The sequence below is a fragment of the Nocardioides nanhaiensis genome (assembly GCF_039542785.1).
GTDB lineage: Bacteria > Actinomycetota > Actinomycetes > Propionibacteriales > Nocardioidaceae > Nocardioides > Nocardioides nanhaiensis.
In genome coordinates this window covers 181830-208076 of record NZ_BAABIM010000004.1, presented here as the reverse complement: position 1 = coordinate 208076, position 26247 = coordinate 181830, and the positions used below count along the sequence as shown (strand labels likewise).

Sequence of the window (26247 nt, the reverse complement as noted above, 5' to 3'; positions counted from 1 at the left end):
GGATTCGAACGTTCCAAGGAGGGCTTGGCCATGCGCGTCGGAGTGCTGACCGGAGGGGGCGACTGCCCCGGACTCAACGCGGTGATCCGCGCCGTCGTCCGCAAGGGCGTGCAGGAGCACGGCTTCGAGTTCGTCGGGTTCCGCGACGGCTGGAAGGGCCCGCTCGAGGGCCTGACCATGCCGCTCGGCGTCAAGGAGTGCCGCGGCATCCTGCCGCGCGGCGGCACGATCCTCGGCTCCTCGCGCACCAACCCGTTCAAGCTCGAGAACGGCGTGGAGCAGATCAAGGAGAACCTGGCAGCCGCCGGTGTCGACGCGCTCGTGGCGATCGGTGGGGAGGACACCCTCGGTGTGGCCACCAAGCTCGCCGACCTGGGCGTCGACGTGGTCGGCGTGCCCAAGACGATCGACAACGACCTCTCGGGCACCGACTTCACCTTCGGCTTCGACACGGCCGTCAACATCGCCACCGAGGCCATCGACCGCCTGCACACCACCGCCGAGAGCCACCACCGGGTGCTCGTCGTCGAGGTGATGGGTCGCCACGCCGGCTGGATCGCGCTGCACGCCGGCATCGCGGGCGGCGCCTCGGCGGTGCTGATCCCCGAGCAGCCCTTCGACATCGAGAAGGTCTGCGCCCACGTGGAGACCCGCTTCGAGAGCGAGTACGCCCCGATCATCGTGGTCTCCGAGGGCGCGGTGCCCGTGGACGGCGGCGACATGACCCTGGTCTCCGGCGAGAAGGACGCCTTCGGCCACGTGCGCCTCGGCGGCATCGGCGACCGCCTCGCCTCCGAGATCGAGCAGCGCACCGGCAAGGAGGCCCGCGCGGTCGTGCTGGGCCACGTGCAGCGCGGCGGCACCCCCACGGCCTTCGACCGCTGGCTCGCCACCCGCTTCGGCCTGCAGGCCGTCGACGCCGTCGCCGACGGCGAGTTCGGCACCATGATGGCGCTGCGCGGCACCAAGATCGTGCGGGTGCCGCTGAGCGAGGGCACCGCCGAGCTCAAGGTGGTCAGCCCCGAGGAGTACGCCGAGGCCCAGGTGTTCTTTGGGTGAGCAGCGGGCTGCGAGGAACGAGCAGCCCGCGTCGCGAGACCAGATCGAGCAAGCCCGCGGCTGAGCCTGCGAAGCCGCGTCAGGCGCGTCGAGATCCTCGGACTCACGGGCAGGTCGTGAGGCAAGGAGCCGTGAGGTGCGGCGCGAAAAGCATAGATGTTCAGCGATCCCACCAATTGGTGGGATCGCTGAGCTTCTTGGGGGATATTCCACCCGGGAAGTTCACTGATTGCCTGAAAGGCGACACGTCCCCGGGTATCCGGCTCGGGTCTGGGTCAAGCGGCGCGAGCGCCCAGGACCGACCGGAGGAGTGCGATCAACGCGGCCGGATTGACCAGGTCGGACCACACGACGCGGATGCAGCGCCATCCGGTCAGACGCCGAACCAGATCCTCGCGGCGTTTCTCCCGGACGACGGCGTCGCTCGCGCGCTCGCCCGGGTGGAGGTACTGTTCGTACTTGACCAAACCGTCGAACTCGAGGAACACGCCGAGCTTGGGCCAGGCGAAGTCGAGCACGGCGACGACGCGTCCTCGCTCGTCCGTCACCGGCACCTGTGGTGTGCCTCGCGGCAAGCCGTTCCTGAAGAGCAAGAAGTCGACGCGCGTCTCACCCACGCTGGCGATGCGGGCGTCAGCCAGTCGGATGACCAGGTCGGTGATCCGACTGCCAGGTACCTGCTCGAAGTCGACTGTCCGCGACGCGAGCTGTGGCTTCGTGAGCAGTCCGGTGTTCAGCAGGTGGTTGACCACGACCAGAGCCGGCTCTACCCGACCGAGCAGCGTCACCTCGACGGCGGTGCGTGCGGGTGTCATCACCGGAAGGCCATTGACCACGGCCAGGTCAGCTGGCTCGAACCGGCCGCAGTGCTGATGGACGCCAGCTTCGTGACGACCGCCAAGTCCATCGGTGCGGGTGACGTGGACCGACGTCAGGTCCTGACCCCATAGCGGCACGCCGTACACGGCGGCGGCAGAGGTGTGCGACAGCACGTGGGACGTCTTCGATGCCTGTAGCACCGCTCGACACTGCACGACGTAGCGCTGCTCGGAGCTCATTCGTGTCCACGCTGGCCCCGAGACGTAGGCGCCGTGCCGGACGCGAGCCAGTGAGCCGTCGCGCACGGCCTTATCGATGGCGCGGTGGTGCCAGCCCTGAGTGAGCAGGTCGCGACGAAGGAGCACGCCGGTCTCCCGCAGGTCGTCGCAGGCCCAGGTGCGAAGAGGTTCGTCCATGCGTCCGAGCCTGGATCCCAGGACTGCTGCGTTGGTACGCGCAGACACGTTCTGTGGATGAGCCGCCGGCGGAGTCGCGCCTGTGGGCTGTTGGTGGGCCGGGGAGGCCAGATTTCAGCGATCCCACCAATCGGTGGGATCGCTGACGCGCGGCGCTCCTGCTGGCACGGCGCGCAGCGCGACCCAGCAACGTCGGGCGCGCGTCAGTGCTCGACGTCAGCCAGGTCCAGGTCGGCGGGCACCAGGCGCCACACGACCACCGAGGCGAGCAGCATCAGCACGCCGCCGGCGAGGCCGAACCAGGCGAGCGAGCTGGTGAACGCCGCACTGGCGTCGGCGGCCAGGCCGGACCCGGAGGCGCCGAGGTCGCGTGCGACCTCGAGGGCACCCGCGAGCGAGTCGCGCGCGGTGGTGCCGGCGGTGCCGGTGAGTCCGCCGACGTCGACCCCCGCCCGGTAGATCGCGCTGGCGAGGCTGCCCAGCACGGCGACGCCGAGCACGGCACCGAGCTCGTAGCTGGTCTCCTCGATGGCGGCGGCGCTGCCGGCCTTGTCGGTGGGGGCGCCGGCCATGATCACCGCGGAGGCGACCGCCAGGGAGGCGGTGCCGACGCCCACCAGCGCCAGGGCCGCGGCCAGCCCGGGGTAGGAGAGCGGGGCGGGCAGGAGGCGCAGCAGCAGGAACCCGACGCCGGCGACGGCGAGTCCGCCGGCCAGCACGGTGCGGGCGCCGATGCGGTCGGCGACGGCGGGTGCGAGCGGGGAGCCGATGATGCCGCCGACTGCCATCGGCAGCAGGGCGACGCCGGCCTCGAGCGGGCTGAAGCCACGCACCAGCTGCAGCCACTGGGCGCCGAGCAGCAGCAGGGCGGCCATCGCGGTGCTGGTGGTGAGCGCCGTCAGGACGCCGGCGCGGAAGGCGCGCCCCTCGAAGAGACGCACCTCGAGCATCGGGTCGCCCTGGCGCAGGCAGCGCCGCACGAACGACGTCAGCACGAGAGCACCGATCACCAGGGCGCCGACGGAGACGACGGTGAGGCCGTGCTTGCCGAGGTCCTTGACGCCGAAGACCAGCGCCACCATGCCGGTGACCGCGAGGGTGACGCCGGCGGCGTCGATGCGTCCGGGTCGGGCGGAGCGGCTCTCGGGCAGCAGCCACAGGCCGGCGGCGATCGCCACGACCATCACCGGCACGTTGAACAGGAAGGCCGCGTGCCAGCTGAACGCCTCGAGCAGCGCACCGCCGACGATGGGCCCGACGGCGCCGCCGACCGCGGCCATCGCGCCCCAGATGCCCAGGGCGGTGGCCCGCTCGCGCGGGTCGGTGAACAGGGCGCGGATCAGCGAGAGCGTGGAGGGCATGATCATCGCGCCGCCGAGGCCCAGCAGGGCGCGCACGGCGATCACGTCGCCGGCGGAGTCGGCCAGCAGCACCAGCAGCGAGGCGATGCCGAACAGGGTGAAGCCGCTCAGCAGCATCCGCCGGCGACCCCAGCGGTCGGCCAGCGCGCTCACGGGCACCAGCAGGCCGGCCAGGACCAGCGGGTAGACGTCGACGATCCACAGCAGCTGCACCGAGCCGGGCTGCAGGTCCGCGGCCAGGTCGGGCAGGGCCACGTTGAGGATCGTCATGTCCATGACGACGACGAGCAGGCTCGCCGCCAGGACGGCGAGGCCCGCCCAGCGACGCGGGTGGCCGCTCGAGGCGACGGGGGTGCCGCGCGGGGTCGGGTTGTGGGGTGAGGGGTGGACGGTGGTGCTCATGGGGCCTGGGCTCCTGGGGTCTGTGCTCCGTGCAGGAAGAGGGAGAGGACGAGTCGGTCGAGGTCGCGGGAGGGCACGTTGCCCATCTCGAGGGCGTCGCGGGCGCCCACCAGCAGGCCGTAGACGGCGTGGCACAGCCAGGCGGCGGGCACGTCGCGGCGCAGCACCCCGGCCTCCTGGGCGGCGGCGTAGAAGGCCACCTCGCGGTCGAAGAGGGCGAGGTTGCGCTCCCGCAGGCTGGGCTGGTTGAGGGAGGCGGCGTCGGTGAGCGCGAAGCCGAAGTCCTCGTTGTCGGCCACGAACCGTTGCAGCATCCGTTCCAGGCAGGCGCGCAGCTGCTCGGCGTCGCCGGAGGCGGCGGCCTGCGCCATGCCGGACTCCTGCTGGCTGTCCTCCCAGCGGTCCGCGGCGCGCTCACCGATCTCGAGGGTGAGCGCCTCGCGGGAGGCGAAGTGGCGGTGGATGGTGGCGCGGCTGATGCCCGCGGCCTCCGCGAGCTCGGCCATGGGCGCGGTGGGGTGCAGCAGCAGGTGTCGCTGGGCGGCGGCGAGCACGTCGTCACGGCTGGTCACGGGTCACTCCCGTCTCATGTGAGTCATTGATGTCTCATATGAGAGCACGTTGAGCCACGGCGTGCCAATCGGCGCGCGTGCCGTCCCGGCCCCGGCGCGGCGCGTCCACGACGGGATGCTGGTGATTCCGGGTTCGCTACCCCAAGGTGTGGGTATCCGCACGGGGCGGCGGTGCGACCACGGAGGTGCTCCCATGACCCAACCGACTCAGCCGATGTCCGAGGACATGGACCTGAACGGACCCGAACCCGACCTCAAGCGGGTGATGGGCCCCAAGCTGCTGCTGCTGTTCATCATCGGCGACATCCTGGGCGCCGGCGTCTACGCCGTCACCGGCCAGATGGCGGGCATCGTCGGCGGGATCGTGTGGTTGCCGTTCCTGGTGGCGTTCATCGTGGCCTCGCTGACCGCGCTGAGCTACCTCGAGCTGGTCACCAAGTACCCCCAGGCCGCCGGCGCCGCGCTCTACACGCACAAGGCGTTCGGCATCCACTTCGTCACGTTCCTGGTGGCCTTCGCGGTGATCTGCTCGGGCATCACCAGCGCCGCCACCTCCTCCAACGTGCTGGCGCAGAACCTGCTCGGCGGGCTCGAGGGCGTCGGCTGGGACACCGGCCTCGGCACGGGCGGCGTCACCGTCATCGCGCTCGCCTTCATGGTGCTGCTCGCGCTGATCAACCTGCGCGGCGTGGGGGAGTCGGTCAAGTTCAACGTGGTGCTGACCCTGGTCGAGATCACCGCTCTCACGATCGTCATCGGCGTCGGCTTCTACGCGATGGCCGCCGGTGACGGCGACCTCAGCCGGATCACCACGTTCGAGGACGCCGGCGACAAGGGCCTCTTCCTCGCGGTCACGGCCGCCACCTCGGTGGCGTTCTTCGCGATGGTCGGCTTCGAGGACTCGGTCAACATGGTCGAGGAGACCCAGGAGCCGGAGAAGATCTTCCCGCGCACGATGCTCACCGGCCTGGGCATCGCCGTCATCATCTACATGCTCGTCGCCATCTCGGTGGTGGCCGTGCTGACGCCGGGCGAGCTGGCGGACATCAACGAGTCCGAGGGCCGCGCGCTCCTGGAGGTCGTGAGCAAGGGTGCCCCCGACTTCCCGATCGACAAGGTCTTCCCGTTCCTGGCCGTCTTCGCCGTGGCCAACACCGCGCTCATCAACATGCTGATGGCCAGCCGCCTGATCTACGGCATGGCCAACCAGGACGTGCTGCCCCGCACCCTGGGCAAGGTCTCGCGCGGCAGCCGCGCGCCCTACATGGGCATCGCGTTCTCCACCGCCCTGGCGCTCGGCCTGATCCTCTACGTCTCCCTCGACTCCGAGAGCAACGTGGTCGGTGCGCTCTCCGGCACCACCTCGCTGCTGCTGCTCGCGGTGTTCGCGGTCGTCAACGTCGCCTGCATCATCCTGCGTCGCGACACCAGCCGTCAGGGGTTCTTCCGCTCCCCGGGCATCACGCCCTTCGTCGCGGCCTTCCTGTGCCTGTTCCTCATCGGCCCGTGGGTCGACCGTGACGCCATCCAGTACCAGATCGCCGCCGTGCTGCTGCTGATCGGCGTCGCGCTGTGGGCGGTCACCTGGCTGGTCAACCGCGGCGCCCGCGCCAAGAAGACCGGGTTCCGCGACATCGAGCACCTGGAGTAGCGGCCACGACGGACGGCGGGGGCGGTCCACGCCCGACGGTTGATTCGGGTCGACGGCGCGCACCGCCGTACCCTGGAGCGGTGAGCACCATCCCCGATCTTGCGAGCCTGCACGCCCTCGGTCCGGCCCAGCAGCCGTCCTACGCCGACCGCGCGGAGGTCGACGCCGTCGTCGACCGCCTGCGCACGATGCCGCCGCTGGTCTTCGCGGGTGAGTGCGACGACCTCAAGGCCAAGCTGGCCGAGGTCGCCCAGGGCCGCGCGTTCCTGCTGCAGGGCGGCGACTGCGCCGAGACCCTGGCCGGCGTCACCGCCGACAACGTGCGCAACAAGCTGCGCGTGCTGCTGCAGATGGCCGTCGTGCTGACCTACGCGGCGTCGGTGCCGGTCGTGAAGCTGGGCCGCCTGGCCGGCCAGTACGCCAAGCCGCGCAGCAGCGACAACGAGACCCGCGACGGCATCACGCTGCCGGCCTACCGCGGCGATGCCGTCAACGGCTTCGACTTCACGCCCGAGTCGCGCCGCCCCGACCCGCAGCGTCTGCTCGACGTCTACAACGCCTCGGCCGCGACGCTCAACCTGGTCCGCGCGTTCACCACAGGTGGCTACGCCGACCTGCGCCAGGTGCACACCTGGAACACCGACTTCGTGCGCGACTCCGGCGTGGGGCAGCGCTACGAGGCGATGGCGCACGAGATCGACCGTGCGATGGCGTTCATGGAGGCGATCGGTGCCGACCCCGAGGAGCTGCGCCGCGTCGACTTCCACTCCAGCCACGAGGCACTGGTGCTGGAGTACGAGCACGCGATGACGCGCACCGACTCGCGCACGCAGTCGCCCTACGACGTCTCGGGCCACTTCGTGTGGATCGGTGAGCGCACCCGCCAGATCGACAACGCTCACGTGGAGCTGCTCAGCCACATCCGCAACCCGATCGGCGTCAAGCTCGGCCCGTCCACCACGCCCGACGACGCGCTGGCGCTCGCGGCCAAGCTCAACCCGCTCAACGAGCCCGGCCGGCTCACCTTCATCACCCGCTTCGGCGCCGGCAAGATCCGCCAGGGCCTGCCCGAGCTGGTCGAGAAGGTCACCGCCTCCGGCGTCGAGGTGGCCTGGGTCTGCGACCCGATGCACGGCAACACCTTCGAGGCGAGCTCGGGCTACAAGACCCGCCGCTTCGACGACGTCATCGAGGAGGTCCAGGGCTTCTTCGACGTGCACCGCGCGCTCGGCACCTGGCCCGGCGGCGTGCACGTGGAGCTGACCGGCGACGACGTCACCGAGTGCGTCGGCGGCGGCGAGGAGCTCACCGACCTCGACCTCTCCTCGCGCTACGAGTCGGTGTGCGACCCGCGCCTGAACCGGGTGCAGTCCCTCGAGCTGGCGTTCCTGGTCGCGGAGATGCTGCGCACCGCGTGAGCGCTACCGCCGACCCCGCCCTGCCCGTCGACCTTCGCAGCGACACCCTGACCCGCCCCACCGAGGCGATGCGCGCCGCCATGGCGCGCGCCGAGGTGGGTGACGACGTGTACGGCGAGGACCCCACGGTCCGCGAGCTCGAGGAGCGCGTGGCCGCGTTGCTGGGCCACGAGGCGGCGTTGTTCACGCCCACCGGCTCGATGGCCAACGTGCTGGCGGTGTCGCTGGTGGTGAGCCCCGGGCAGGAGGTGCTCTGCGAGAGCTCCGCGCACATCGCCCGCGCCGAGCTGGGCGCGCACGCCGCGATCGGCGGCGTCACCATGCGCACCTGGACCCACCCGCGCGGCGGCGTCGACCTCGAGGCCGTGCGCGCGCTGCACGCGCCCGAGATGGGGCCGTTCTTCGTGCGCACGGCTGCGATCTCGGTCGAGAACACCCACAACTTCGCCGGCGGCGCCGTGCTGCCGCTGGCCGACCTGCAGTCGCTGCGCACCTTCGCCGACGAGACCGGCACCGCGCTGCACCTCGACGGCGCCCGCCTGTGGAACGCGCACGTGGCCACGGGTGAGCCGCTGGCGGCCTACGGCGCGCTGGTCGACGTCGCCGCCGTCTGCCTCTCCAAGGGACTCGGCGCCCCGGTCGGCTCACTGGTGGTGGGCTCGGCCGCGGCGATGACCGAGGCGCGGGTGCGCCGCAAGCGCCTCGGCGGCGGCATGCGCCAGGTCGGCGTGCTCGCGGCCGCCGGGCTCCACGCGCTGGACCACCACGTGGAGCGGCTGGCCGAGGACCACGCGCACGCCCGGCTGCTGGCCGAGGCCGTGGGCGTGGACCCCGCGGGCGTGGAGACCAACATCGTGGTCTGGCAGCACCCCGACGCCGCCTCGGTGGTGGCGCGGGCGGCCGAGCTGGGCGTCCGGCTGGCCACCGTGGGGCCGCGCACGGTGCGCCTGGTGACCCACCTCGGCGTCACCCGGGCCGACGCCGAGCGCGCCGCCGTGGTCCTCGCGCGCCTGGCCTGAGGGCCGGCTTGACCGCGCCGCGTCAGCCCTGCTCGACGCCGACGACGGACAGGTCGCTGATGGCGGTGAAGTCGCGCGCCGAGCGGCCGCGGCCGGGCTCGCTGACCTCCAGCATCCGCAGCCGGATCTGCTTGGTGGCGATCCCGGGCACCTCGACGGTCTGCAGGTCGCGGGTCTCGGTGAGCTGCTGCGGGACGGCGGTGCCGTCGTCGAAGACCCACTCGACGGCGAGCAGCCGCCGGTTGCCGCGGTACCAGTCGAAGTCGCCGGCGGTCTTGGCGTAGCCGTTGATCAACCCCACCTCGCTCACCACCGTGACGGCGGCGAGGTCGAGCACGATCTCCTGGCCGGCGCCGCTGCCCGGCATCCGCCAGCACGTGGCCGGCACGTCGTCGAGCATGTTGCGCGCCTCGTAGCGCACCTGGTTGCCGTCGACGTCCTGGTTGGCCGGGGCGACGGCGGGCACCGTGGCCGAGACCGAGCGCGTGACCGGTGCGGCCTCGCCCTGCGGCTCGGCGGTGCGGCTGGGCGACGGCGGGGCGGGGGAGTCCGGGGTCGCCGGTGCGGAGGCGGGCGGCTCGGAGGCGGTCTCCGGCGAGCCGACCGAGGCCGGGTCGGTGGCGGTGCCGGCGTCGTCCTCGCCGTCGGGGAGCAGGAGAAGCGTGCCGACCATGGCCACGAGCACCAGCGCGGCGACGCCCACCAGCCAGGGCAGGCGGTGGCTGGTGGAGCGGGAGCCGGCGCGTGCGGCGCCGGCGGCGAACGGGGTGACCGGGTCCGGGTCCACCTGCTCCGGCTCGGCCACGACGCCGATCCCGGGCACCAGCACCCCGGCGACGTCGGTGTCCGGCTCGGGCTCGGGTTCCGGATCGGGCGTGGGCGCGGGATCGGCGTCGTCGGCGAAGAGCGGGTAGCGCGCGGGCGGCGGCGGGGCGACGGCGGGCGGCGGCAGGCGGGCGATCAGCGGCACGGCGGGATCCGGCGCGGCGGGAAGGGACGCGGGCGGCGCGGCCGGAGGCTCGACCGGCGGCTCGGCGAGGTCGGTGAGGGGCGGCACGGGGCCGATGGCGGGCCGTTCGGCGGTGCCGGTGCGCCAGTCCTCGAGGTCGCCGGTGGGGCGACCGCACTCGGTGCAGAACAGGCCGCTGCCGAGCACGTGACCGCAGCCGCTGCAGCGCTCGAGGTCGGGCTCCATGCGCGAACCCTAGTGTCACCGGGTGGCTGCAGGCGGCACCCCCCGGGTGTGGCTCGGGTCAGCCGACCACGGCGGGTCGCAGGTGCTCGCGGGCGTTCTCGCGCCCCAGCAGCGGCGGGATCCGGCGCACCGCGCTGGCCAGCTCGCGCAGCTCGGTGCCCTCCAGCGCCTGCGGGCCGTCGCACAGCGCGGTCTCGGGCGAGGGGTGCACGTCGACGATCAGCCCGTCGGCGCCCACCGCGATCCCGGCGCGCGCGAGCGGCACCACGAGGTCCTTGCGGCCGGCGGCGTGCGAGGGGTCGACGATCACCGGCAGGTGGCTGCTGGCCTGCACCACGGCGACGGCGGAGATGTCGAGGGTGTTGCGCGTGGCGGTCTCGAAGGTGCGGATGCCGCGCTCGCACAGCACCACCTCCAGGTTGCCGCGCTGGGCGATGTACTCGGCGGCCATCAGCCACTCCTCGACCGTGGCGGTCATGCCCCGCTTGAGCAGCACCGGCAGCCCGGCGTCGCCGACGGCCTGCAGGAGCCCGACGTTGCCCATGTTGCGCGCCCCCACCTGGAGCATGTCGGCGTGCTCGGCCACCACGCCCACGTCGCGCACGTCGACGACCTCGGTCACCACCGGCAGCCCGGTCGCGACCCGCACGTCGGCCAGGATCTCCAGCCCGCGCACGCCCAGGCCCTGGAAGGCGTAGGGCGAGGTGCGGGGCTTGAAGGCGCCGCCGCGCAGCAGGGTGGCGCCGGCGGCCTGCGCCATCCGAGCCGCCTCCAGGGTCTGCTGGGCGCTCTCGACGGCACAGGGCCCGGCGATCAGCGTGAACGTGCCGGGACCGATGGGCACCTGCTGCTCTGCCGGGCCCACCCAGACGGTGCTGCGGTCGGCCTGGTGCTGGCGGCTCACCAGCTTGTAGGGGTCGGAGATGCGGTGCACGTCGGCGACGCCGCGCAGCGTGCGCAGGTTGAGGTGGTGGAAGGACTCGATGTCGCCCACCAGACCGATGATGGTGCGGCGCACGCCGGCCGAGACGAAGGCCTCGCCCCCCACGCTCTCCACCTTCGCGACGACGGCGGCGACATCCTCCGGCGTGGCATCGGGAGCCATGACGACGACCATCGCGCGCGCCTCTCCGAGCTGGGACTGGGCTGGGGTGGGGGTGGCTGCGACGGTAGTGCTCCGACGCCGTCGCGGCGGGCTAATTTCCAGCCGACGGACAAGCGTTACGGGGTCGTGATCAGGTTCGGTCCCCGGACCCGTGGGTCTCGGAGCGCAGACGCTTCAGCAGCGCGATGTCGGCGTTGCCCGGGGTCCGCGACCCGGGTGTCTCCAGCACGAGGGGGACGCCCGCGGTGGTCGGGTGTGCGAGCAGCTCCGCGAAGGCGCCGACGCCGATGTGCCCCTCGCCCAGTTTCTGGTGACGGTCCTTGAAGGCGCCGCGCACGTCCATCGAGTCGTTGGCGTGCACCAGGCGCAACCGCCCGGCGCCGCCGATCTCGACGACGCGGTCCAGCGTGGCCGCCGCCCCACCGGGCTCGTCGAGGGGAGCGCCGGCCGCGAACACGTGGCAGGTGTCGAGGCAGATACCCGCGCGCGGGTGGAGGTCGAGCGCGGCCAGGTAGGGCTCGAGGTCCTCGACACCGGCGCACAGCGAGCGGCCCTGACCCGCGGTCGGCTCGAGCAGCAGATACGGCGCGTCCGTGTCCCCGTCCCCGCGACCGTCCTCCAGCGTCTCCAGCAGCGGCAGCAGGCCCTCGCGGACCTGCCGCAGCGCTGCCTCGTGCCGCGCGACGGCCTCGCCGTCGTCGCCGGCCGGCGCCACGTAGGAGCCGGTGTGCACCACCACGCCCTCGGCGCCGATCTCGGCCGCCCGACGCAGGTTGTGGGCCACCAGCGCGACGCTCCGCTCGTAGGTCGCCGGCGTGGGGCTGCCGAGGTTGACCAGGTAGGGCGTGTGGACGAACGTGCGCAGCCCGAGCTCGGCGCAGCGGGTCCGGAAGGCGTCGTCCTCGGCGGGATTGCCCGGCGAGAGCGCCCAGCCGCGCGGGTTGCCGACGAAGACCTGGAACGCCTCGCAGCCCACCTCCAGCGCCGCCGGCAGGGCGCCGCTGGCGAGCCCCCTGCCCACCTGCACGTGGGTCCCGACCGGATTGCGCACGCCCGCACGCTACGGACGCCGCACCGCGATCCCCGGGCCGGGCCCGGGCGGCGTGCCGAGCGTGTGGGTCAGACCACGACGATGGTGACGGTGGAGCCGCGCGGCGCCTCGGCGCCGGCGCCGGGGTCCATCCGCAGCACGAACCCGATGCTGATGAAGTCGTCGTCGCGCTCGATCTCGACCTCGAACCCGGCCTCCTGCAGGGTCTGTCGTGCGGCCTCGACGCCGAACCCCACCACCGACGGCACGGGCAGCAGCTCGGGGCCCTGGGAGACCACCGCCTCCACGGTCTCGCCGCGGAACAGGGTGCCGCCCGCGGGGTCGTGCGAGATGACGTCTCCCTCGGCGACGGTGTCGCTGAACTCCTCGCCGGCGACCTCGACCACCAGGCCGCGGTCCTCGAGCGTGGAGCGCATCTCCTCCAGGCTCTCGCCCACCCAGTCGCCGACGCGCAGGGGCTGGCGGCCCTTGCTGACCACCAGGTCGACCGAGCCGCCCGGGCGCAGGACGGTCCGGATCTCCGGGATCGTGCGGATCACCTGCCCCTCGGGCACGTTCTCGGAGAACCGCTCGATGCTCTCGTCGAAGCTGAGCTTGCGCTCCAGCAGGGCGTCCTGGGCCTGGTCCTCGGTCATCCGGGCGACCGCGGGCACCTCGTAGCGCTCGGGGCCCTGGGAGACGGTGAGCGTGACGGTGCCCTCGGAGAGCACGCGGTCGCCCGGGGAGGGCTCGGTGGCGAGCACCTGCCCGGCCGGGACGGTCTCGGAGAAAGCCGGGTCGTCGTAGGCCACCTCGAGCCCGGCCTGCTCGAGCGTGCGCTCGGCCTGCGCCTGCGGCAGCAGGATGACGCCGGGGGTGCTGGTGTAGCGCGCCCAGCCGAACCAGTAGGCGCCGCCACCGGCGGCCAGCGCCACGGCCAGCGCGAGAGCCAGCAGCAGCGGACCGCGCCGACGTCGGCCGCGGGCGGCCCGAGCGGTGCCGGCGCCGCCGTGAGGAGGGGTGGCCGCGCGGTCGTCGTGGTGGGCGCGCAGGAGCGTGGTGGCCTCGGCACGGGTCTGCCGCGGCGGGTGCGCCGGCGGCGGACCCGTGGGGCCACCCGGTGCGGCGGGCGGCGGCGCCATCGGGGCCAGCAGGGTGGCCATCTCACCCTCGTCCCACACCTGCGGCGCGGTGTCGCCGCGGCCGCCCCGCTGTGCCGGTGCGTCCACCTCGTCGTCGTGACCGGCGCGGAGTCTCGGCGCCAGGTCCTCGGTGAGCTCGGGGTCGTCGGCCACGCCGTCGGCCAGTGCCGAGCCGACCCGGTGCACCTGGTGCAGCATCACCGCGGCGTCCGCCGGTCGCAGGGTGCGGTCGCGGGCCGTGGCGCGGGCCACCAGGGCGTCGACGTACGGCGGCAGGTGGGGGACGCGCTGCGAGGGAGGCGGCACGTCCTGGTGCACGTGCTTGTAGGCCACCTGGATCACCGTCTCGCCCTCGTGCGGCTTGACGCCGGTGAGCAGCTCGTAGAGCAGGACGCCGACCGCGTACACGTCGGCGCGGGTGTCGGCGCGCCCCTCGACCACCAGCTCCGGGGCCAGGTAGGAGACCGTGCCGATCAGCACCCCCTGCGTGGCGGTGTGCTGGGTGTCGGCGCTGACCGCCTTGGCCAGGCCGAAGTCGGCCACCTTGACGCGGCCGTCGTCGGCGATGAGCACGTTGGCGGGCTTGACGTCGCGGTGCACCAGGCCGGCGCGGTGCGCCGAGGCCAACGCGGAGAGCACGGGCTCGAGCAGCTCGAGGGCGCGGGCGGGCGCCATCGGCGCCTCCTTGGCGATGACCTCGTGCAGGGTGTGGCCCTGCACCAGCTCCATGACCAGGAACACCGTGCCGTCGTCGTCGCCCTGGTCGTGCACGGCCACCACGTGCGGGTGCGAGAGCCGCGCCGCGGCACGGGCCTCCCGGACGAAGCGGGCGGCGAACTCGTCGTCGTCGCCCAGCCCGGGGTGCATGACCTTGACCGCCACGGTGCGGTCCAGGCGCAGGTCGAGGGCCTCGTAGACGGTGGCCATCCCCCCGCGCGCGATGCGCGACAGCAGGCGGTAGCGGCCCTCGAGGACCCGACCGATCATGGGGTCGCCAGGGGAGCCGGCGACGCGACCCGGTGCCTCCACGCTCGACCCTCCTGCGTCGGACGGGGAAGGGTCCGACGGGGTCATCGTACTTTTCGCCCGTCCGAGGGAGCCGTCACCGCCGCTCCCGGCGTGGCGGCGGGGATGGGGTCCGGGGTGGGGCCACCAGGCAGAATGGGGGCATGTCCGAGACCTCCCTGGCCGACGTCGACCTCGCCTCGCTGGTGCCCGCCTGGCTGGAATGGGCCGAGACCGCCGAGCAGCTCGGCCTCGCCGTCTCCACGGTCCGCACCATGGTGCGCAACCACGAGCTCGCCCAGGCCGTGCCGGCCCCCGGCCAGGGTCCCCGCATCCCGGCCGAGTTCGTGCAGGACGGGCTGGTGGTCAAGGGGCTCAGCGGGCTGCTGACCCTCCTGCAGGACGCCGGGTACGACGATCGCGAGAAGATCGCCTGGATCTTCCTCGAGCAGCCCGACCTGCCCGGGCGTCCGATCGACGCGCTGCGCGAGAACCGCGGCTCCGAGGTCAAGCGGCGCGCCCAGGCGCTCCTGTGACCCGCGCGGCGTGAGCAGGTCGACGTGAGGAGGCGGGCATGAGGCGGCGTGGGCGGCAGCGCCCGACGATCCAGGGCGGTCCGCTCGACGGCGCCCCCCGCGAGCCCAACACCACGGGCCTGCTCGCGGTGATCGTGGTGCTCGCGTTCGTGATCGGCGTCTGGCTGATCAACGGTCGCGACCCCGGCAGCGGCAGCAGCATCGGCCCGGACCGCGAGGTGATCGGTGGCGGCGCCACCGACGCCGCCAGCGGTCTGCCCCTCATCGACCTGGCCGTGCTGCCGCCCGAGGCCGCCGAGACGCTCGACCTCATCGAGGCCGGCGGCCCCTTCCCGGAGGAGGAGGACGGCAGCATCTTCTACAACCGCGAGGAGCGGCTGCCCGAGCGCCCCGAGGGCTACTACGCCGAGTACACCGTCCCCACCCCCGGCGAGCGCGACCGCGGCGCCCGGCGCATCGTGGCGGGCGACGGCGGCGAGCGCTACTTCACCGCCGACCACTACCAGTCGTTCTCGGTGATCCAGGAGTGAGCGGGCAGCCGCGGGTCGTGCGGTTCGGGCCGGCGCACACCGACGGCACCCGGCGCGAGGTGCTCGACGCCCTGGGCCGTGCACTCGACCTGCCGCCCTGGTTCGGCCGCAACCTCGACGCGCTCGAGGAGTGCCTGCGCTCGCTCCCCGACCCGGTCACGCTCGTGTGGCACGGCCCCCTGGACCCCGCCGTCCGCGCGGTGCTCGAGGCCCGCGCCGCCGACGACGGCGCCACCGGGCGACCGCGCTTCACGCTCGAGCACGCCGCCGCCCCCGCCGGCTGAGGTGCCAGGCGCGCCAGCCGTCCCCGCTGGCCGAGCCACGACGACACCCGGTGCGCAGCGCCTTTATCGGTGTGCGCGGCTGTGTCTAGAGCGTGCGGCGGGTGGCGGCGTCGGCGAGCTGGCGCAGCACCGCGCGGGCGCCGTCGTCGACGGGGGCGTCCTCGAGCGCCGCCAGGGCGCGCTCCACGAGGGCGTCGATGACCTGCTCGACCTGCTCGCGGGCGCCGGACCGCTCGATCACCGCACGCAGGCGGGCGACGCCGTCCGGGGTCAGCGGCGTCCCCAGCGCGGCGTCCAGCTCGCGGGCGGCGGCGGGGTCGGCGGCGTCGAGGGCCAGGGCCACCAGCACCGTGCGCTTGCCCTCGACCAGGTCGTCGCCGGCGGGCTTGCCCGTGACCGCGGGGTCGCCGAAGACGCCGAGCAGGTCGTCGCGCAGCTGGAAGGCCTCGCCCAGCGGCAGCCCGACGCGCGAGAGCGCCTCCAGCCGGTCGGCGTCGCCCCCGGCGAGGGCCGCACCCACCTGCAGGGGCCGCTCGATCGAGTACTTGGCCGACTTGTAGCGCAGCACCGTCATGGCGGCGTCGACGTCGGCGTGGGCGCGGGCCTGCACCGAGACGTCCAGGAACTGCCCCGCGATCACCTCGGTGCGGCACAGCGCGAAGACCCGGTGCCCGGCGAGCACCTGCGCGGGCGGCAGGCCGCAGGCGCCGAGCAGCTCCTCTGCCCAGCCGAGCATCAGGTCACCCAGCAGGATCGCGCCGGCCACGCCGTACTGGGCGGCGTCACCGCGCCAACCTGCGGACCGGTGCTCGGCCTCGAGGGCCCGGTGCGCGGAGGGGCGCCCGCGCCGGGTGTCCGAGGCGTCCATGACGTCGTCGTGGGCCAGCGCGCTGGCGTGCAGCAGCTCCAGCGCGGCGCACGCGCGCAGCACCGCCCGCTCCTCCTCGGGGCTGGGGTGGGGGCGCAGGGCCCGGTAGCCCCACCAGCAGAACGCGGCCCGAAGCCGCTTGCCGCCCCGCACCGCCGCGCGGGCGCCGTCGAGCAGCCGGGCGGCGTCCGGGCCGAGGGGAGCCAGCACGGCCGACTGCGCGTCGAGGAAGTCCGCCAGCGTGGTCTCGAGGCGTGCCCGGAAGTCCCCGTCGTCCCAGGCTGCGGCGCTCACCCGGCGAGACTAACGAGCGGACGCAGCCCCGCCGGCACCGGTGGGCTCCCTAGACTCGGGTCATGCTCCCGAGTGATCCCGCGCCCGAGTCGAGCATCGGCGCGCTCCTGCGCGCCGGTGGGCGCTCGTTCTCCTTCGAGTTCTTCCCGCCCAAGGACGACGAGGGAGAGCAGGTCCTGTGGCGCTCCATCCGCGAGCTGGAGCCGCTCAAGCCCACCTTCGTCTCGGTCACCTACGGCGCCGGCGGTCAGACCCGTGACCGCACCGTCGCCATCACCGGCCGCATCGCCCGCGAGACCTCGATGGTGCCGATGGCGCACCTGACCTGCGTGGGCCACACGGTCGAGGAGCTCGACCAGATCCTCACCGACCTCGAGCAGGCCGGCGTGCGCAACGTGCTGGCCCTGCGCGGTGACCCGCCGGGCGGGCCCGGCACGCCCTGGCAGAGCACGCCCGGCGGCATCGAGTACGCCGCCGACCTCGTCGAGCTGATCCGTCGCACCACCTCGGCCTCGGTGGGCGTGGCCGCCTTCCCCGAGGGCCACCGCGACGCCGCCACGCTCGACGACGACGTGCGCGTGCTCAAGGCCAAGCACGACGCCGGTGCCGAGTTCGCCGTCACCGAGATGGTGCTGCGCGCCTCTGACTACGTGGGCCTGGTGGAGCGCGCCGCCGCCGCCGGCGTCGACTTCCCGATCGTCCCGGGCATCATGCCGATCCTCAACTACGCCTCGATGAACCGGATGGTCGAGCTCTCGGGTCGCGAGATGCCTGCCGAGGTGCTCGCCCGGATCGAGCCGCTGCGCGACGACCCCGCGGCGCTGCGCGCCGAGGGCATCCGGATCGCCACCGAGCTGTGCGACGAGCTGCTCGACCGCGGCGCCCCGGGGCTGCACTTCTACACGCTCAACCGGTCCAAGGCGACGCGCGAGATCTACGCCGGGCTGCGCGTCACCGCCTGAGGGCCCGCCGGCGACAGGTCTGGTGGCGGGCGCGGCTTCGGCCTACTGTCCGTCCGTGCCCCGCCGTCCTCCGCGCCTGCTCGCGCTCGTCGCCGCCGTCGCAGCCCTCGTCCTGACCCTGCTGGCGCCGCCCGGCGCCACGGCGACCGCCGCGCCGGCGGGCGATCATCGGGGAGCCACCGCTGTCCGCGTCGCTGCGGACCCCGTGGTGTGGCTCTGCCGGCCCGGTCAGCGGCCGAACCCGTGCGAGATCCCGACCGACACCACCGACCAGCGCGCCGACGGCACCACCCGCACCTACCGGCTGCCGCGGCAGCGCCCGTCGAGGCGCCCGGTGGACTGCTTCTACGTCTACCCGACGGTCTCCAACCAGGTGACGCCGAACGCCAACCGCGCGAAGGCGCCCGAGATCGTCTCGATCGCGCAGTACCAGGCGGCGCGCTTCTCGACCCGCTGCCGGGTGTTCGCGCCGGTCTACCGCCAGGCCACCTTCACCGGGCTGGCGACCGGGCCGCTGGGTGCCAGCCGTCGTGCCTACGCCGACGTGCGGCAGGCGTGGCGCTCCTACCTCGCGCGGTACAACCGCGGCCGGGGCGTCGTGCTGATCGGGCACTCGCAGGGCACGATCATGCTGCGCAAGCTGGTGCGCGAGGAGATCGACCCGCGGCCGCAGCTGCGCCGCCGGCTGGTCGGGGCGCTGCTCATGGGTGGCAACGTGACGACGGCGCGCGGCCGCACCACCGGCGGCGACTTCCGCCACGTGCCGCTGTGCACCCGGCGCGGCCAGGCGGGCTGCGTGGTGGCGTACTCGACCTACGCCACCGACCCGCTGGTGGCGTTCTTCGGCAACACCCGCACGGACTTCACCGCCGCCCTGGGCCTGGGGCTGCCGGCGGGCGCCGGCTACGAGGTGGCGTGCACCGACCCGGGGCGGCTGGTGGGCTCGTCGGTCGGATCGCGGCGCTCCGTGGGCGTCACCGTGCCGAGCAGGCCGTTCGCTCCCGGCCCCATCAGTGCCGGCATCGCCTTCAGCGTCAACGGCGACGTGCCGCGCGCCCGCACCACCTGGGTGCGACCGGCCGACCGGTTCCGGGGCGCCTGCCGCACGATCAACGGCGCGCACGTCTACCGCTACGACCCCGTCGGCCCGGCGTCGCGCCGACCGAACGAGTTCCCGCCCACCTGGGGCACCCACCTGTTCGACGTCAACCTCGGGCTGGAGCGGCTGCTGCGCGTCGTCGCCCTGCAGACCCGGACCTGGCAGCGGCAGCAGGCACGGTGACGCGCACAGTCCGCGCCAGCGGCACCGGGGAGGCGACGGCGAGGCCGGACGCAGCGGTCGTGCAGCTGGCGGTGACCCACCGCGCCGGCGACCTGGCGGACGCGCTCGCGGGCGCCGAGTCCGCGCGGGCCGAGGTGGTGGCGGCCGCGCACGAGCACGTGCCGCCGACGGCTGTGGGCTCGACGGGGCTCGCGGTCCACCCCGAGCACGGGGAACCCGGGCAGGTGGTGGCCTACGTCGCCCGGCACGGGCTGCTGATCGCCTGCGCGGGGCTGGAGGCGGCCGGCCAGCTGGTGGCCGGCCTCGCCGACTCGGCGGTGGGCCGGCTGGTGGTGGAGGGTGTGACGCCCGAGGTGTCCGATCCGACGCCGGCGCGCGACGAGGCTCGCGCCCTGGCGTTCGCGGAGGCGCGACGGCGCGCGGCCCAGCTGGCGCGGCTGGCTGGCGGCGAGCTCGGCGAGGTCCAGCACGTCGTCGAGGGCGCGGGGGCCGGCGCCGACGGGGCGGGGGCTCGGCTGGCGTTCCGGGCGGCGGAGGTCCGGCTGGAGCCGGGTGAGACGACCGTCCGTGCCACCGTGACGGCGGAGTTCGAGCTGCTCTGAGGAGTCGATGCTCAGGCTGGACCGAGCACCTGGGCCACCAGGGCGGCCGAGAGGCCGACGAACGGGATGCCGGAGCCCGGCGTGGTGTGCGCGCCGCAGGCGTAGACGCCGGGCACGGGCGTGGTGGGACCCAGCCGCTGCCGCCAGGTGCCGCGACCCTGCCAGAGCACGCCGTGCGGTGAGCCGCTCCACTGCTCCACCAGGTCGCGCGGCGAGAGGTCGACGCGGGTGACCACCCGGTCGCGGATGTCGATGCGGTGCCGCGCCAGCGCGCGCACGAGGTCCTCGGAGATCTTGCCGCGCCCGTGCACGGTCCACGCGGTGTGCCCGGGCGGTGCCGTACCGCCGGGCCGCACCACCAGCAGCGGCTCGTCGTGCAGCACCAGCTCGCCGGCGTCGACGTGCGCGAACGCGGGCGGCTCGCCCTCGATGCCCAGGTGGGCCACCACGGGCGGCAGCGCCGGCATGGTGCGCTCCACCAGCGGAGCGAGCGCGGGCAGGCGTCGCGGGTCGACGGCGACCACGACGGCGTCGGCGGCGTGCTCGCCCTCGGCGGTGCGCACGGCGACGGCGCGGCCCTCGCGCAGCACCAGGTCGAGTGCGGTGGTGCCGGTCAGCACGGTGACCTTGCGGGTGGTCAGGCGTCGCTCGAGCGCGGGCAGCAGCCCGCCCAGCGCCGTCCGGCCGCCCGGGACCCGCCAGGCGCCGAAGGACTGCTCGAGGTAGCTCTGCACCCCCGCCCAGGCGGGCACGTTGCGCAGGTGGTGGCCGTCGGCCACGAAGGGGTGGCCCGCGATGAGCGCCAGGCGCTCGTCGCGGAAGGCCCGGCGCAGCCGCTTGTGCAGCGTCTCGCGGCTGTCGAGCAGGCCGGTGACGGCGCGCACGGTCTCGCGGGGGAGGTGATCGGGGTCCCACGGCACCTCGGCCCAGTGGCGGCGCAGCACCTCCCAGGTCTCGGCGTAGCCGTCGGTGTGGGCCAGCCAGGCGTCACCCAGCCCGGGGCCCAGCTCGTCGAGGGCGCGCTTGTTGGCCGCGCGCGACCCGCCGGCGCGCAACCGCACCGAGGTGCCGTCGGCGAAGCGGTGCTCGCGCACCACCTCGAGCGGCTCCAGCTCGGCCTTCAGCTCCGCCTCCAGCGGGCGGCCGGACTTGCGGAAGAGGTCGCGCAGCACCGCGGGGACGAACGTGAAGGAGGCGCCGGCGTCCCAGGCGAACCCCTCGTGCTCCACGGGCACGAGCGGGCCGCCCACGCGCGCCGAGGCCTCCAACAGGGTCACCTCGTGGCCCAGCTTGGCCAGGCGCACGGACGCCGCGATGCCGCCGAGTCCACCGCCCACCACCACCACGCGCGCCATGCGCTGCAGGATAGGGGCCCGGTCGGGAGGGACGGCTCAGCGCACCCGGGGAGGTGGGGTGCCGGGCGGGCCGACGCCACCGGCCGAGGGGCGACGTCGGCTCCGCCAGCGCGCGACGCCGCGGCGGACGAGCCGCACCGCCAGCCAGAGGAGCACCAGGCCCAGCGCCAGCAGCAGACCCGCGACGGCGGCCGCCCAGCGCGGGTGCTCGATCGCCAGCCAGACCACGCCCAGGACCGCGACGTCCTCGCCCAGGCTGGCGGCCACGTTGGTGACCGGCTCGGGGGAGCCGTTGATGGCCAGGCGGGTGCCGGCCTTGACCAGGTGCGAGGCGAGCGCGGTGCCACCGCCCACGACGCCGAGCACCGCATGGTCCAGCGACGACGCGTCGCCGGCCAGCAGCACCCCCACCACCGCGCCCGCGGTGGGGCGGATCGCGGTGGAGACGACGTCCCACGTGGAGTCGAGGTAGGGGATCTTGTCGGTCACGAACTCCAGCGCGTACAGGACGCCGGCCACAGCCAGCACGTCCCCGCGGCCCAGGGCGTCGGGCACCTCGGCCAGGTCCCCGAGCCGGTCGGCCACGCCGAGCACGAGCACCACCAGGTAGCAGTTGACACCGCTGGCCCACCCGCTCGAGAAGGCCAGTGCCAGGGACTCCACGGTGGTCTCCTCGGATGGGGTGGGCCGACTCAGGCGACGTCGATGGTGGGCGCGCCGGTGAGGGCGGCGAGCTCCGCGTGCGTGGTGGAGAAGACCGCGGCCGGGTGCCCCGCCGCGGCCCACACGACGTCGTGCCGGGCCAGCCAGGAGTCCAGGTAGGTGGGCACCGGTGCCGGGTGGGCGATCGGCGAGACCCCGCCGATGGCCTGCCCGGTGTGCTGCTTGACGAACTCCGGCGTGGCGCGCGTGAGCCGCTCCACCCCGACGGTGCGGCCCACCAGGGCGGTGTCGACCCGGTGGGCGCCGGAGGTGAGCACCAGCACCGGCGCGCCCTCGGCGTCGAAGAGCAGGCTGTTGGCGATCGCCCCCACCTCGCACCCCAGTGCCTCGGCGGCGAGTGCGGCGGTGTGCACGGAGTCGGGCAGAATGACCACGTCGCCACGACCGCCGAGCCGGGAGTGCTCGGTGCGGAACCGGGTGATCGACGGATGCTCGGTCGCCATGGGTGCGACAGTAGTGGCCCGAGCAGTGGCCCGCACCGTCGTGGCCCCGACCCCCAGGAGACCGATTCCATGTCCTCGTCCGAGGCCGCGCCCGCCGCCCCCGCCCCCGGGGTCGACCGCGCCCCCGACGGGCGTCCCGCCTCCATCGGGCGGGTGATCTGGCTGGTGCGGGGTCTGGTGGCCGCCGGCGCCGTCGTCACCGTGCTCGTCGTCGTCTTCTGGGACCAGCTGGTGGCCGCCTGGTCGGCCGGTCACCCTCCGGGCAGCGCGATCCAGCAGCCGGTGTTCGTGCCGGTGGTGATCGTCTCCTACCTGACCATCGGCGGGTTGCTGCTGACCCTGCTGCCCTTCCTGCGCGGCGGGCACGACTGGGCGCGCTGGTCGCTGGTGGCCACCATCGGGCTCATCGTGCTGGCCACGGTGGGTGGGCTGCGCACCTCGCCGCCCACGGTCTTCGTGCTCTGCGGGGCCGTCTCGCTGGTCTACAACGCCGTCATCCTCTTCTCGCTGCTGCGCCCCGACACCCACCGGTTCCTGCGCGGCACGGGCTCCTCCACCGCCGTCTGACCGCCGTCCGACCGCCGTCCGACCGCGTCTGAGCGCCGGTCCCTTGTGACTGTCGGTGGTGGGGTGTAGCGTCCTGCCATGTTCGAACACGCGTTCGAACTCACCGGCGGGGGCGACCTCGACCCCCGCCTCCGCCGGTGCTCAGACGCTGCACGAGCGGGTGCAGGGCGGCCGGCGCGAGCCGGGGTGAGGCGGTGGGGGATGCGGCGCTACGACGACGAGGTGGCGGTACGGACGACGGGTGCGGGGGCGCCCGACCAGTTCGTGTGGCGCACCGGGCTCTGGCAGGTCCAGCGGGTCCAGGCGCACTGGGTGCAGACCGGCGCCTGGTGGCTGCGTCGGCCCGAGGCCGCGGCCGCGCTGGCCGGTGCCGGTGGGGCGGCGTCGGCGCCCGAGGTGCGCACCGGCGGTGGGCCCGAGCTGGCCGAGCAGCGCTGCTGGCGCGTCGAGGCCCGGCGCCCGGGCGCCACCGGCGTCTTCGAGCTGGTCCTCGAGGTCGCCGAGGGCTGCTGGCGGCTCACGGGCTGCGCGGACTGAGGCCCGCGATGACCACCCCGACGAGCACCCCCGCGCACGAGCAGCACGTGAGCCCCTACACGCTGCCCGCCACCACCCACTCCTACCTGCAGCGGTCGGCGGAGTCGCTGGCCGAGGCGATGGTCTCCACCGACCTCGCGGCGCGCTACGCCGGCGCGCACGTGGCCGCGCTGCGGGCCGCGGCCGCGCTGCTCGCCGCCCGCGCCCGCCCGGCGCCCGCCCGGCGCCGTCCGCAGAAGAACGCCTGGGTGCTGCTGGCCGAGGTGGCGCCCGAGCTGGGGGAGTGGGCCACCTTCTTCGCCGCGGGCGCTGCCAAGCGCGCCGCCGCCGAGGCGGGCTCCACGCGGTCGATCACCGAGCGGGAGGCCGACGACCTGGTGCGCGACGCCGACCGGTTCCTGGCCGTCGTCGAGCAGGCGCTGGGGCTGGTGCCCCACGCCCCGGCCCCCGTGCAGCTGGCCCGCCGCGCGGGCTGAGGGCTGAGGGCTCAGCGCTCGAACGCCTCGTCCTTGCCCAGCACCGTGAGTCCGTCCACCACGCGGAACCCGCGCGCGGCGTCGGCCTCGGGGTCCACGCCCAGCTGCTCGCCCGGCGGCACCACCACGTTCTTGTCCAGGATCGCGTTGCGCACCACCGCGCCGGCGCCGATCCGCACGTTGTGCAGCAGCACCGAGTCGCTCACCTCGGCGCCGGTCTCCACCCGCACCGCCGGAGAGAGCACCGATCGCGCCACGGTCCCGCCGGTCACCACCACGCCCTGCGAGAGCACCGCGTCGTAGGCCTGGGCGGCGCGCTCCTCGGCGCCCTGCACCAGCTTCGCCGGGGCGTAGGGACCGTGCGAGGTGAGGATCGGCCAGTCGTAGTTGTAGAGGTTGAACACCGGCAGCGGCGAGACCAGGTCCATGTGCGCGTCGTAGTAGGAGCCCAGCGTCCCCACGTCGCGCCAGTAGCCGCGGTCGCGGTCGGTGGCGCCGGGCACGTCGTTGTCGCGGAAGTCGTACACGCCGGCGTCGTCACGCGCCACGAAGGCCGGCACGATGTCGCCGCCCATGTCGTGCATCGTGCCCTCGGTGTCGGCGTCGCGGGTCACGGCCTCCACCAGCGCCTTGGCGTCGAACACGTAGTTGCCCATCGAGGCGAGGATCTCGCCGGGGGAGTCGGGCAGGCCCACGGGATCGGTCGGCTTCTCCAGGAACTCCCGGATCCGCGAGGGCTGGTCGGGGTGCACGTCGATGACGCCGAACTGGTCGGCCATCGAGATCGGCTGGCGGATCGCCGCCACCGTGCAGGCCGCGCCCGAGGCCACGTGCTGCTCCACCATCTGGCTGAAGTCCATCCGGTACACGTGGTCGGCGCCGACGACGACCACCAGGTCGGGCTCCTCGTCGCGGATCAGGTTGAGCGACTGGAAGATCGCGTCGGCGCTGCCGAGGTACCAGTGCTTGCCCACCCGCTGCTGGGCCGGCACCGGCGCCACGTAGTTGCCGAGCATCGCCGACATGCGCCAGGTGCTGGTGACGTGCCGGTCGAGGCTGTGCGACTTGTACTGCGTCAGCACGACCACCTTGAGGTAGCCGGAGTTCACGACGTTCGACAGGGCGAAGTCGATGAGGCGGTAGGTGCCGCCGAACGGCACGGCGGGCTTCGCGCGGTCGGCGGTCAGCGGCATCAGCCGCTTCCCCTCTCCCCCCGCGAGCACGATGGCCAGGACCTTGCGACGTGGGCTGCTCACACCGACGACCCTAGCCGTGACGGGGCTCACGGCGACACCGCCGCAGCCGGTAGGTTCGCGCCCATGGCCCAGCCGCTGCGCGTCGACGTGCTCACCAAGGAGTACCCCCCGGAGATCTACGGCGGGGCGGGGGTGCACGTGGCCGAGCTGGTGCGGGCCTTGCGGGCCCGCGACGACCTCGAGACCCGGGTTCACGCCTTCGGCGCCCCGCGCGACGAGGCGCTGACGACGGCGCACGCCGACCCCGCCGAGCTGGCCGGCGCCAACGCCGCGCTGCGCACGCTCGGCGTCGACCTGGGGATGGCGGCGGCCACGGCCGGCACCGACCTGGTGCACTCCCACACCTGGTACGCCAACTTCGCGGGCCACCTCGCCGCGCTGCTGCACGACGTGCCGCACGTGGTCACCGCGCACAGCCTGGAGCCCCTGCGGCCCTGGAAGGCCGAGCAGCTGGGTGGCGGCTACCGGGTCTCCTCCTGGGTGGAGCGCACGGCCTACCTGGCCGCGGCCCGGGTGGTCGCCGTCTCGGCCGCCATGCGTGACGACGTGCTCGCCAGCTACCCCGAGGTCGACCCCGCGAAGGTCGACGTGGTGCACAACGGCATCGACACCGAGCTGTGGCGGCCCACGCCCGACCCCGACCGGGTGCGCGAGCTCGGCGTCGACCCCGACCGCCCCTCGGTGGTCTTCGTCGGCCGGATCACCCGGCAGAAGGGGCTGCCGCTGTTCCTGCGCGCCGCGGCCGCGCTGCCGCCCGAGGTGCAGCTGGTGCTCTGCGCCGGTGCGCCCGACACCCCCGAGATCGAGGCCGAGGTGCGCGGCCTGGTGGAGCAGCTGGCGGCCTCGCGCAGCGGTGTGGTGTGGATCGCCGAGATGCTGCCGCGCCGCGACGTCGTCGCCCTGCTCACCGGCGCCACCGTCTTCGCCTGCCCCTCGGTCTACGAGCCGCTCGGCATCGTCAACCTGGAGGCGATGGCCTGCGAGACCGCCGTCGTCGCCACGGCCACCGGCGGCATCCCCGAGGTGGTCGTGCACGGCGAGACCGGCCTGCTGGTGCCCATCGAGCAGGCCGACGACGGCACCGGCACCCCGCTGGACCCCGACCGCTACGTCGCTGACTTCGCCGCCGCGCTGACCGAGGTCGTCACCGACCCCGACCGGGCCGCCGCCATGGGCCGCGCCGGCCGCGCCCGCGCCGTGGAGTCCTTCGGCTGGGCCGCCATCGCCGACCGCACCCTCGAGGTCTACCGCGCCGCCCTCGCCTGACCCCGACCCGTCGTGAGTGCGCACGGCTGGACCGCTGACCCGTCGCGAGTGCGCACGCGTCGACGACCGACC

26 protein-coding genes are annotated in these 26247 nt (G+C 74.1%); 14 read left to right on the top strand and 12 right to left on the bottom strand.

From position 1 onward, the window contains the following. Positions 1-30 precede the first annotated feature (30 nt). A complete protein-coding gene (locus ABD948_RS18025) occupies positions 31-1059 on the top strand; it encodes a 6-phosphofructokinase (RefSeq protein ID WP_345268437.1) in 1029 nt (342 codons plus the stop codon). A gap of 275 nt (positions 1060-1334) precedes the next feature. Here ABD948_RS18025 and ABD948_RS18020 read toward each other — a convergent pair whose 3' ends face one another. From ABD948_RS18020 to ABD948_RS18010, 3 genes are all read right to left on the bottom strand, one after another. Next, a complete protein-coding gene (locus ABD948_RS18020) occupies positions 1335-2294 on the bottom strand; it encodes a type IV toxin-antitoxin system AbiEi family antitoxin domain-containing protein (protein WP_345268435.1) in 960 nt (319 codons plus the stop codon). A gap of 203 nt (positions 2295-2497) precedes the next feature. Next, a complete protein-coding gene (locus ABD948_RS18015) occupies positions 2498-4057 on the bottom strand; it encodes an MFS transporter (RefSeq protein WP_345268433.1) in 1560 nt (519 codons plus the stop codon). Continuing rightward, positions 4054-4629 (bottom strand): TetR/AcrR family transcriptional regulator, encoded by a 576-nt coding sequence (locus ABD948_RS18010; RefSeq protein WP_345268431.1) that lies wholly within the window; start codon positions 4627-4629, stop codon positions 4054-4056. Before ABD948_RS18010 ends, ABD948_RS18015 begins: the two co-directional genes overlap by 4 nt. A gap of 193 nt (positions 4630-4822) precedes the next feature. Here ABD948_RS18010 and ABD948_RS18005 point away from each other — a divergent pair, with 193 nt between their 5' ends. From ABD948_RS18005 to ABD948_RS17995, 3 genes are all read left to right on the top strand, one after another. After that, a complete protein-coding gene (locus ABD948_RS18005; protein WP_345268429.1) occupies positions 4823-6280 on the top strand; it encodes an APC family permease in 1458 nt (485 codons plus the stop codon). 80 nt (positions 6281-6360) lie between these two features. After that, positions 6361-7698 carry a class II 3-deoxy-7-phosphoheptulonate synthase gene (locus ABD948_RS18000; protein WP_345268427.1) on the top strand — a complete coding sequence of 446 codons (1338 nt, stop codon included), beginning with the start codon at positions 6361-6363 and terminating at the stop codon, positions 7696-7698. Next, positions 7695-8717, top strand: a complete 1023-nt coding sequence (locus ABD948_RS17995; protein WP_345268425.1) for a threonine aldolase family protein — start codon at positions 7695-7697, stop codon at positions 8715-8717. Before ABD948_RS18000 ends, ABD948_RS17995 begins: the two co-directional genes overlap by 4 nt. Before the next feature lie 22 nt (positions 8718-8739). Here the strand turns inward: ABD948_RS17995 and ABD948_RS17990 are convergent, their stop codons facing one another. From ABD948_RS17990 to ABD948_RS17975, 4 genes are all read right to left on the bottom strand, one after another. After that, positions 8740-9912, bottom strand: a complete 1173-nt coding sequence (locus tag ABD948_RS17990; protein WP_345268423.1) for an NADase-type glycan-binding domain-containing protein — start codon at positions 9910-9912, stop codon at positions 8740-8742. A 58-nt stretch (positions 9913-9970) separates the two neighbouring features. Further along, positions 9971-11017 (bottom strand): 3-deoxy-7-phosphoheptulonate synthase, encoded by a 1047-nt coding sequence (aroF, locus tag ABD948_RS17985; RefSeq protein WP_345268422.1) that lies wholly within the window; start codon positions 11015-11017, stop codon positions 9971-9973. A 130-nt stretch (positions 11018-11147) separates the two neighbouring features. Beyond that, the gene (locus ABD948_RS17980; protein WP_345268421.1) at positions 11148-12068 is read right to left on the bottom strand and encodes a deoxyribonuclease IV; all 921 of its coding nucleotides are present in this window, start codon (positions 12066-12068) and stop codon (positions 11148-11150) included. A gap of 68 nt (positions 12069-12136) precedes the next feature. Then, complete coding sequence (locus tag ABD948_RS17975; RefSeq protein WP_345268419.1) at positions 12137-14218, bottom strand: PASTA domain-containing protein; 2082 nt, start codon at positions 14216-14218, stop codon at positions 12137-12139. Positions 14219-14358: 140 nt separating this feature from the next. Between ABD948_RS17975 and ABD948_RS17970 the strand changes: the two genes are divergently transcribed. Genes ABD948_RS17970 through ABD948_RS17960 form a run of 3 tightly spaced genes read left to right on the top strand, consistent with a single transcriptional unit; the run spans position 14359 to position 15544 of the window. Beyond that, entirely contained in the window at positions 14359-14730 is a 372-nt protein-coding gene (locus tag ABD948_RS17970) for an Rv2175c family DNA-binding protein (RefSeq protein WP_345268417.1), read from the top strand. A 38-nt stretch (positions 14731-14768) separates the two neighbouring features. After that, the gene (locus tag ABD948_RS17965) at positions 14769-15260 is read left to right on the top strand and encodes a guanyl-specific ribonuclease (protein WP_345268415.1); all 492 of its coding nucleotides are present in this window, start codon (positions 14769-14771) and stop codon (positions 15258-15260) included. Next, positions 15257-15544 carry a barstar family protein gene (locus ABD948_RS17960; protein ID WP_345268413.1) on the top strand — a complete coding sequence of 96 codons (288 nt, stop codon included), beginning with the start codon at positions 15257-15259 and terminating at the stop codon, positions 15542-15544. The genes ABD948_RS17965 and ABD948_RS17960 overlap by 4 nt, the downstream gene beginning before the upstream one ends. 85 nt (positions 15545-15629) lie before the next feature. Here ABD948_RS17960 and ABD948_RS17955 read toward each other — a convergent pair whose 3' ends face one another. Then, complete coding sequence (locus ABD948_RS17955) at positions 15630-16706, bottom strand: polyprenyl synthetase family protein (protein ID WP_345268411.1); 1077 nt, start codon at positions 16704-16706, stop codon at positions 15630-15632. A 62-nt stretch (positions 16707-16768) separates the two neighbouring features. On the opposite strand from ABD948_RS17955, the gene metF reads away from it, so the two are divergent. The 3 genes from metF to ABD948_RS17940 are packed head-to-tail and all read left to right on the top strand — an operon-like array spanning position 16769 to position 19552. Beyond that, positions 16769-17668, top strand: a complete 900-nt coding sequence (metF, locus tag ABD948_RS17950) for a methylenetetrahydrofolate reductase [NAD(P)H] (protein WP_345268408.1) — start codon at positions 16769-16771, stop codon at positions 17666-17668. Between the two features lie 55 nt (positions 17669-17723). After that, positions 17724-18950, top strand: coding sequence for a DUF3089 domain-containing protein (locus ABD948_RS17945; protein ID WP_345268406.1), 1227 nt, complete (start codon positions 17724-17726; stop codon positions 18948-18950). After that, positions 18947-19552, top strand: a complete 606-nt coding sequence (locus ABD948_RS17940; protein ID WP_345268404.1) for an SIMPL domain-containing protein — start codon at positions 18947-18949, stop codon at positions 19550-19552. The genes ABD948_RS17945 and ABD948_RS17940 overlap by 4 nt, the downstream gene beginning before the upstream one ends. Positions 19553-19563: 11 nt before the next feature. Here ABD948_RS17940 and ABD948_RS17935 read toward each other — a convergent pair whose 3' ends face one another. The 3 genes from ABD948_RS17935 to ABD948_RS17925 are packed head-to-tail and all read right to left on the bottom strand — an operon-like array spanning position 19564 to position 22073. Beyond that, positions 19564-20907, bottom strand: a complete 1344-nt coding sequence (locus ABD948_RS17935) for a phytoene desaturase family protein (protein WP_345268402.1) — start codon at positions 20905-20907, stop codon at positions 19564-19566. 36 nt (positions 20908-20943) lie between these two features. Further along, entirely contained in the window at positions 20944-21570 is a 627-nt protein-coding gene (locus tag ABD948_RS17930) for a DUF4126 domain-containing protein (RefSeq protein ID WP_345268400.1), read from the bottom strand. Positions 21571-21599: 29 nt separating this feature from the next. Further along, positions 21600-22073, bottom strand: coding sequence for a YbaK/EbsC family protein (locus ABD948_RS17925; RefSeq protein WP_345268398.1), 474 nt, complete (start codon positions 22071-22073; stop codon positions 21600-21602). Positions 22074-22142: 69 nt separating this feature from the next. Here ABD948_RS17925 and ABD948_RS17920 point away from each other — a divergent pair, with 69 nt between their 5' ends. The 3 genes from ABD948_RS17920 (at position 22143) to ABD948_RS17910 (ending at position 23653) form a co-directional block, all read left to right on the top strand. Then, positions 22143-22640 carry a hypothetical protein gene (locus tag ABD948_RS17920; protein WP_345268396.1) on the top strand — a complete coding sequence of 166 codons (498 nt, stop codon included), beginning with the start codon at positions 22143-22145 and terminating at the stop codon, positions 22638-22640. Positions 22641-22841: 201 nt separating this feature from the next. Then, positions 22842-23177 (top strand): DUF6504 family protein, encoded by a 336-nt coding sequence (locus ABD948_RS17915; protein WP_345268394.1) that lies wholly within the window; start codon positions 22842-22844, stop codon positions 23175-23177. 8 nt (positions 23178-23185) lie between these two features. After that, positions 23186-23653: an SAV_6107 family HEPN domain-containing protein gene (locus ABD948_RS17910; RefSeq protein WP_345268392.1), complete on the top strand. Its 468-nt coding sequence runs from the start codon at positions 23186-23188 to the stop codon at positions 23651-23653. A gap of 11 nt (positions 23654-23664) precedes the next feature. Here ABD948_RS17910 and glgC read toward each other — a convergent pair whose 3' ends face one another. Continuing rightward, positions 23665-24909, bottom strand: a complete 1245-nt coding sequence (gene glgC, locus ABD948_RS17905) for a glucose-1-phosphate adenylyltransferase (protein WP_345268390.1) — start codon at positions 24907-24909, stop codon at positions 23665-23667. Between the two features lie 75 nt (positions 24910-24984). Here glgC and glgA point away from each other — a divergent pair, with 75 nt between their 5' ends. Beyond that, complete coding sequence (glgA, locus tag ABD948_RS17900) at positions 24985-26175, top strand: glycogen synthase (RefSeq protein WP_345270368.1); 1191 nt, start codon at positions 24985-24987, stop codon at positions 26173-26175. Positions 26176-26247 lie beyond the last annotated feature (72 nt).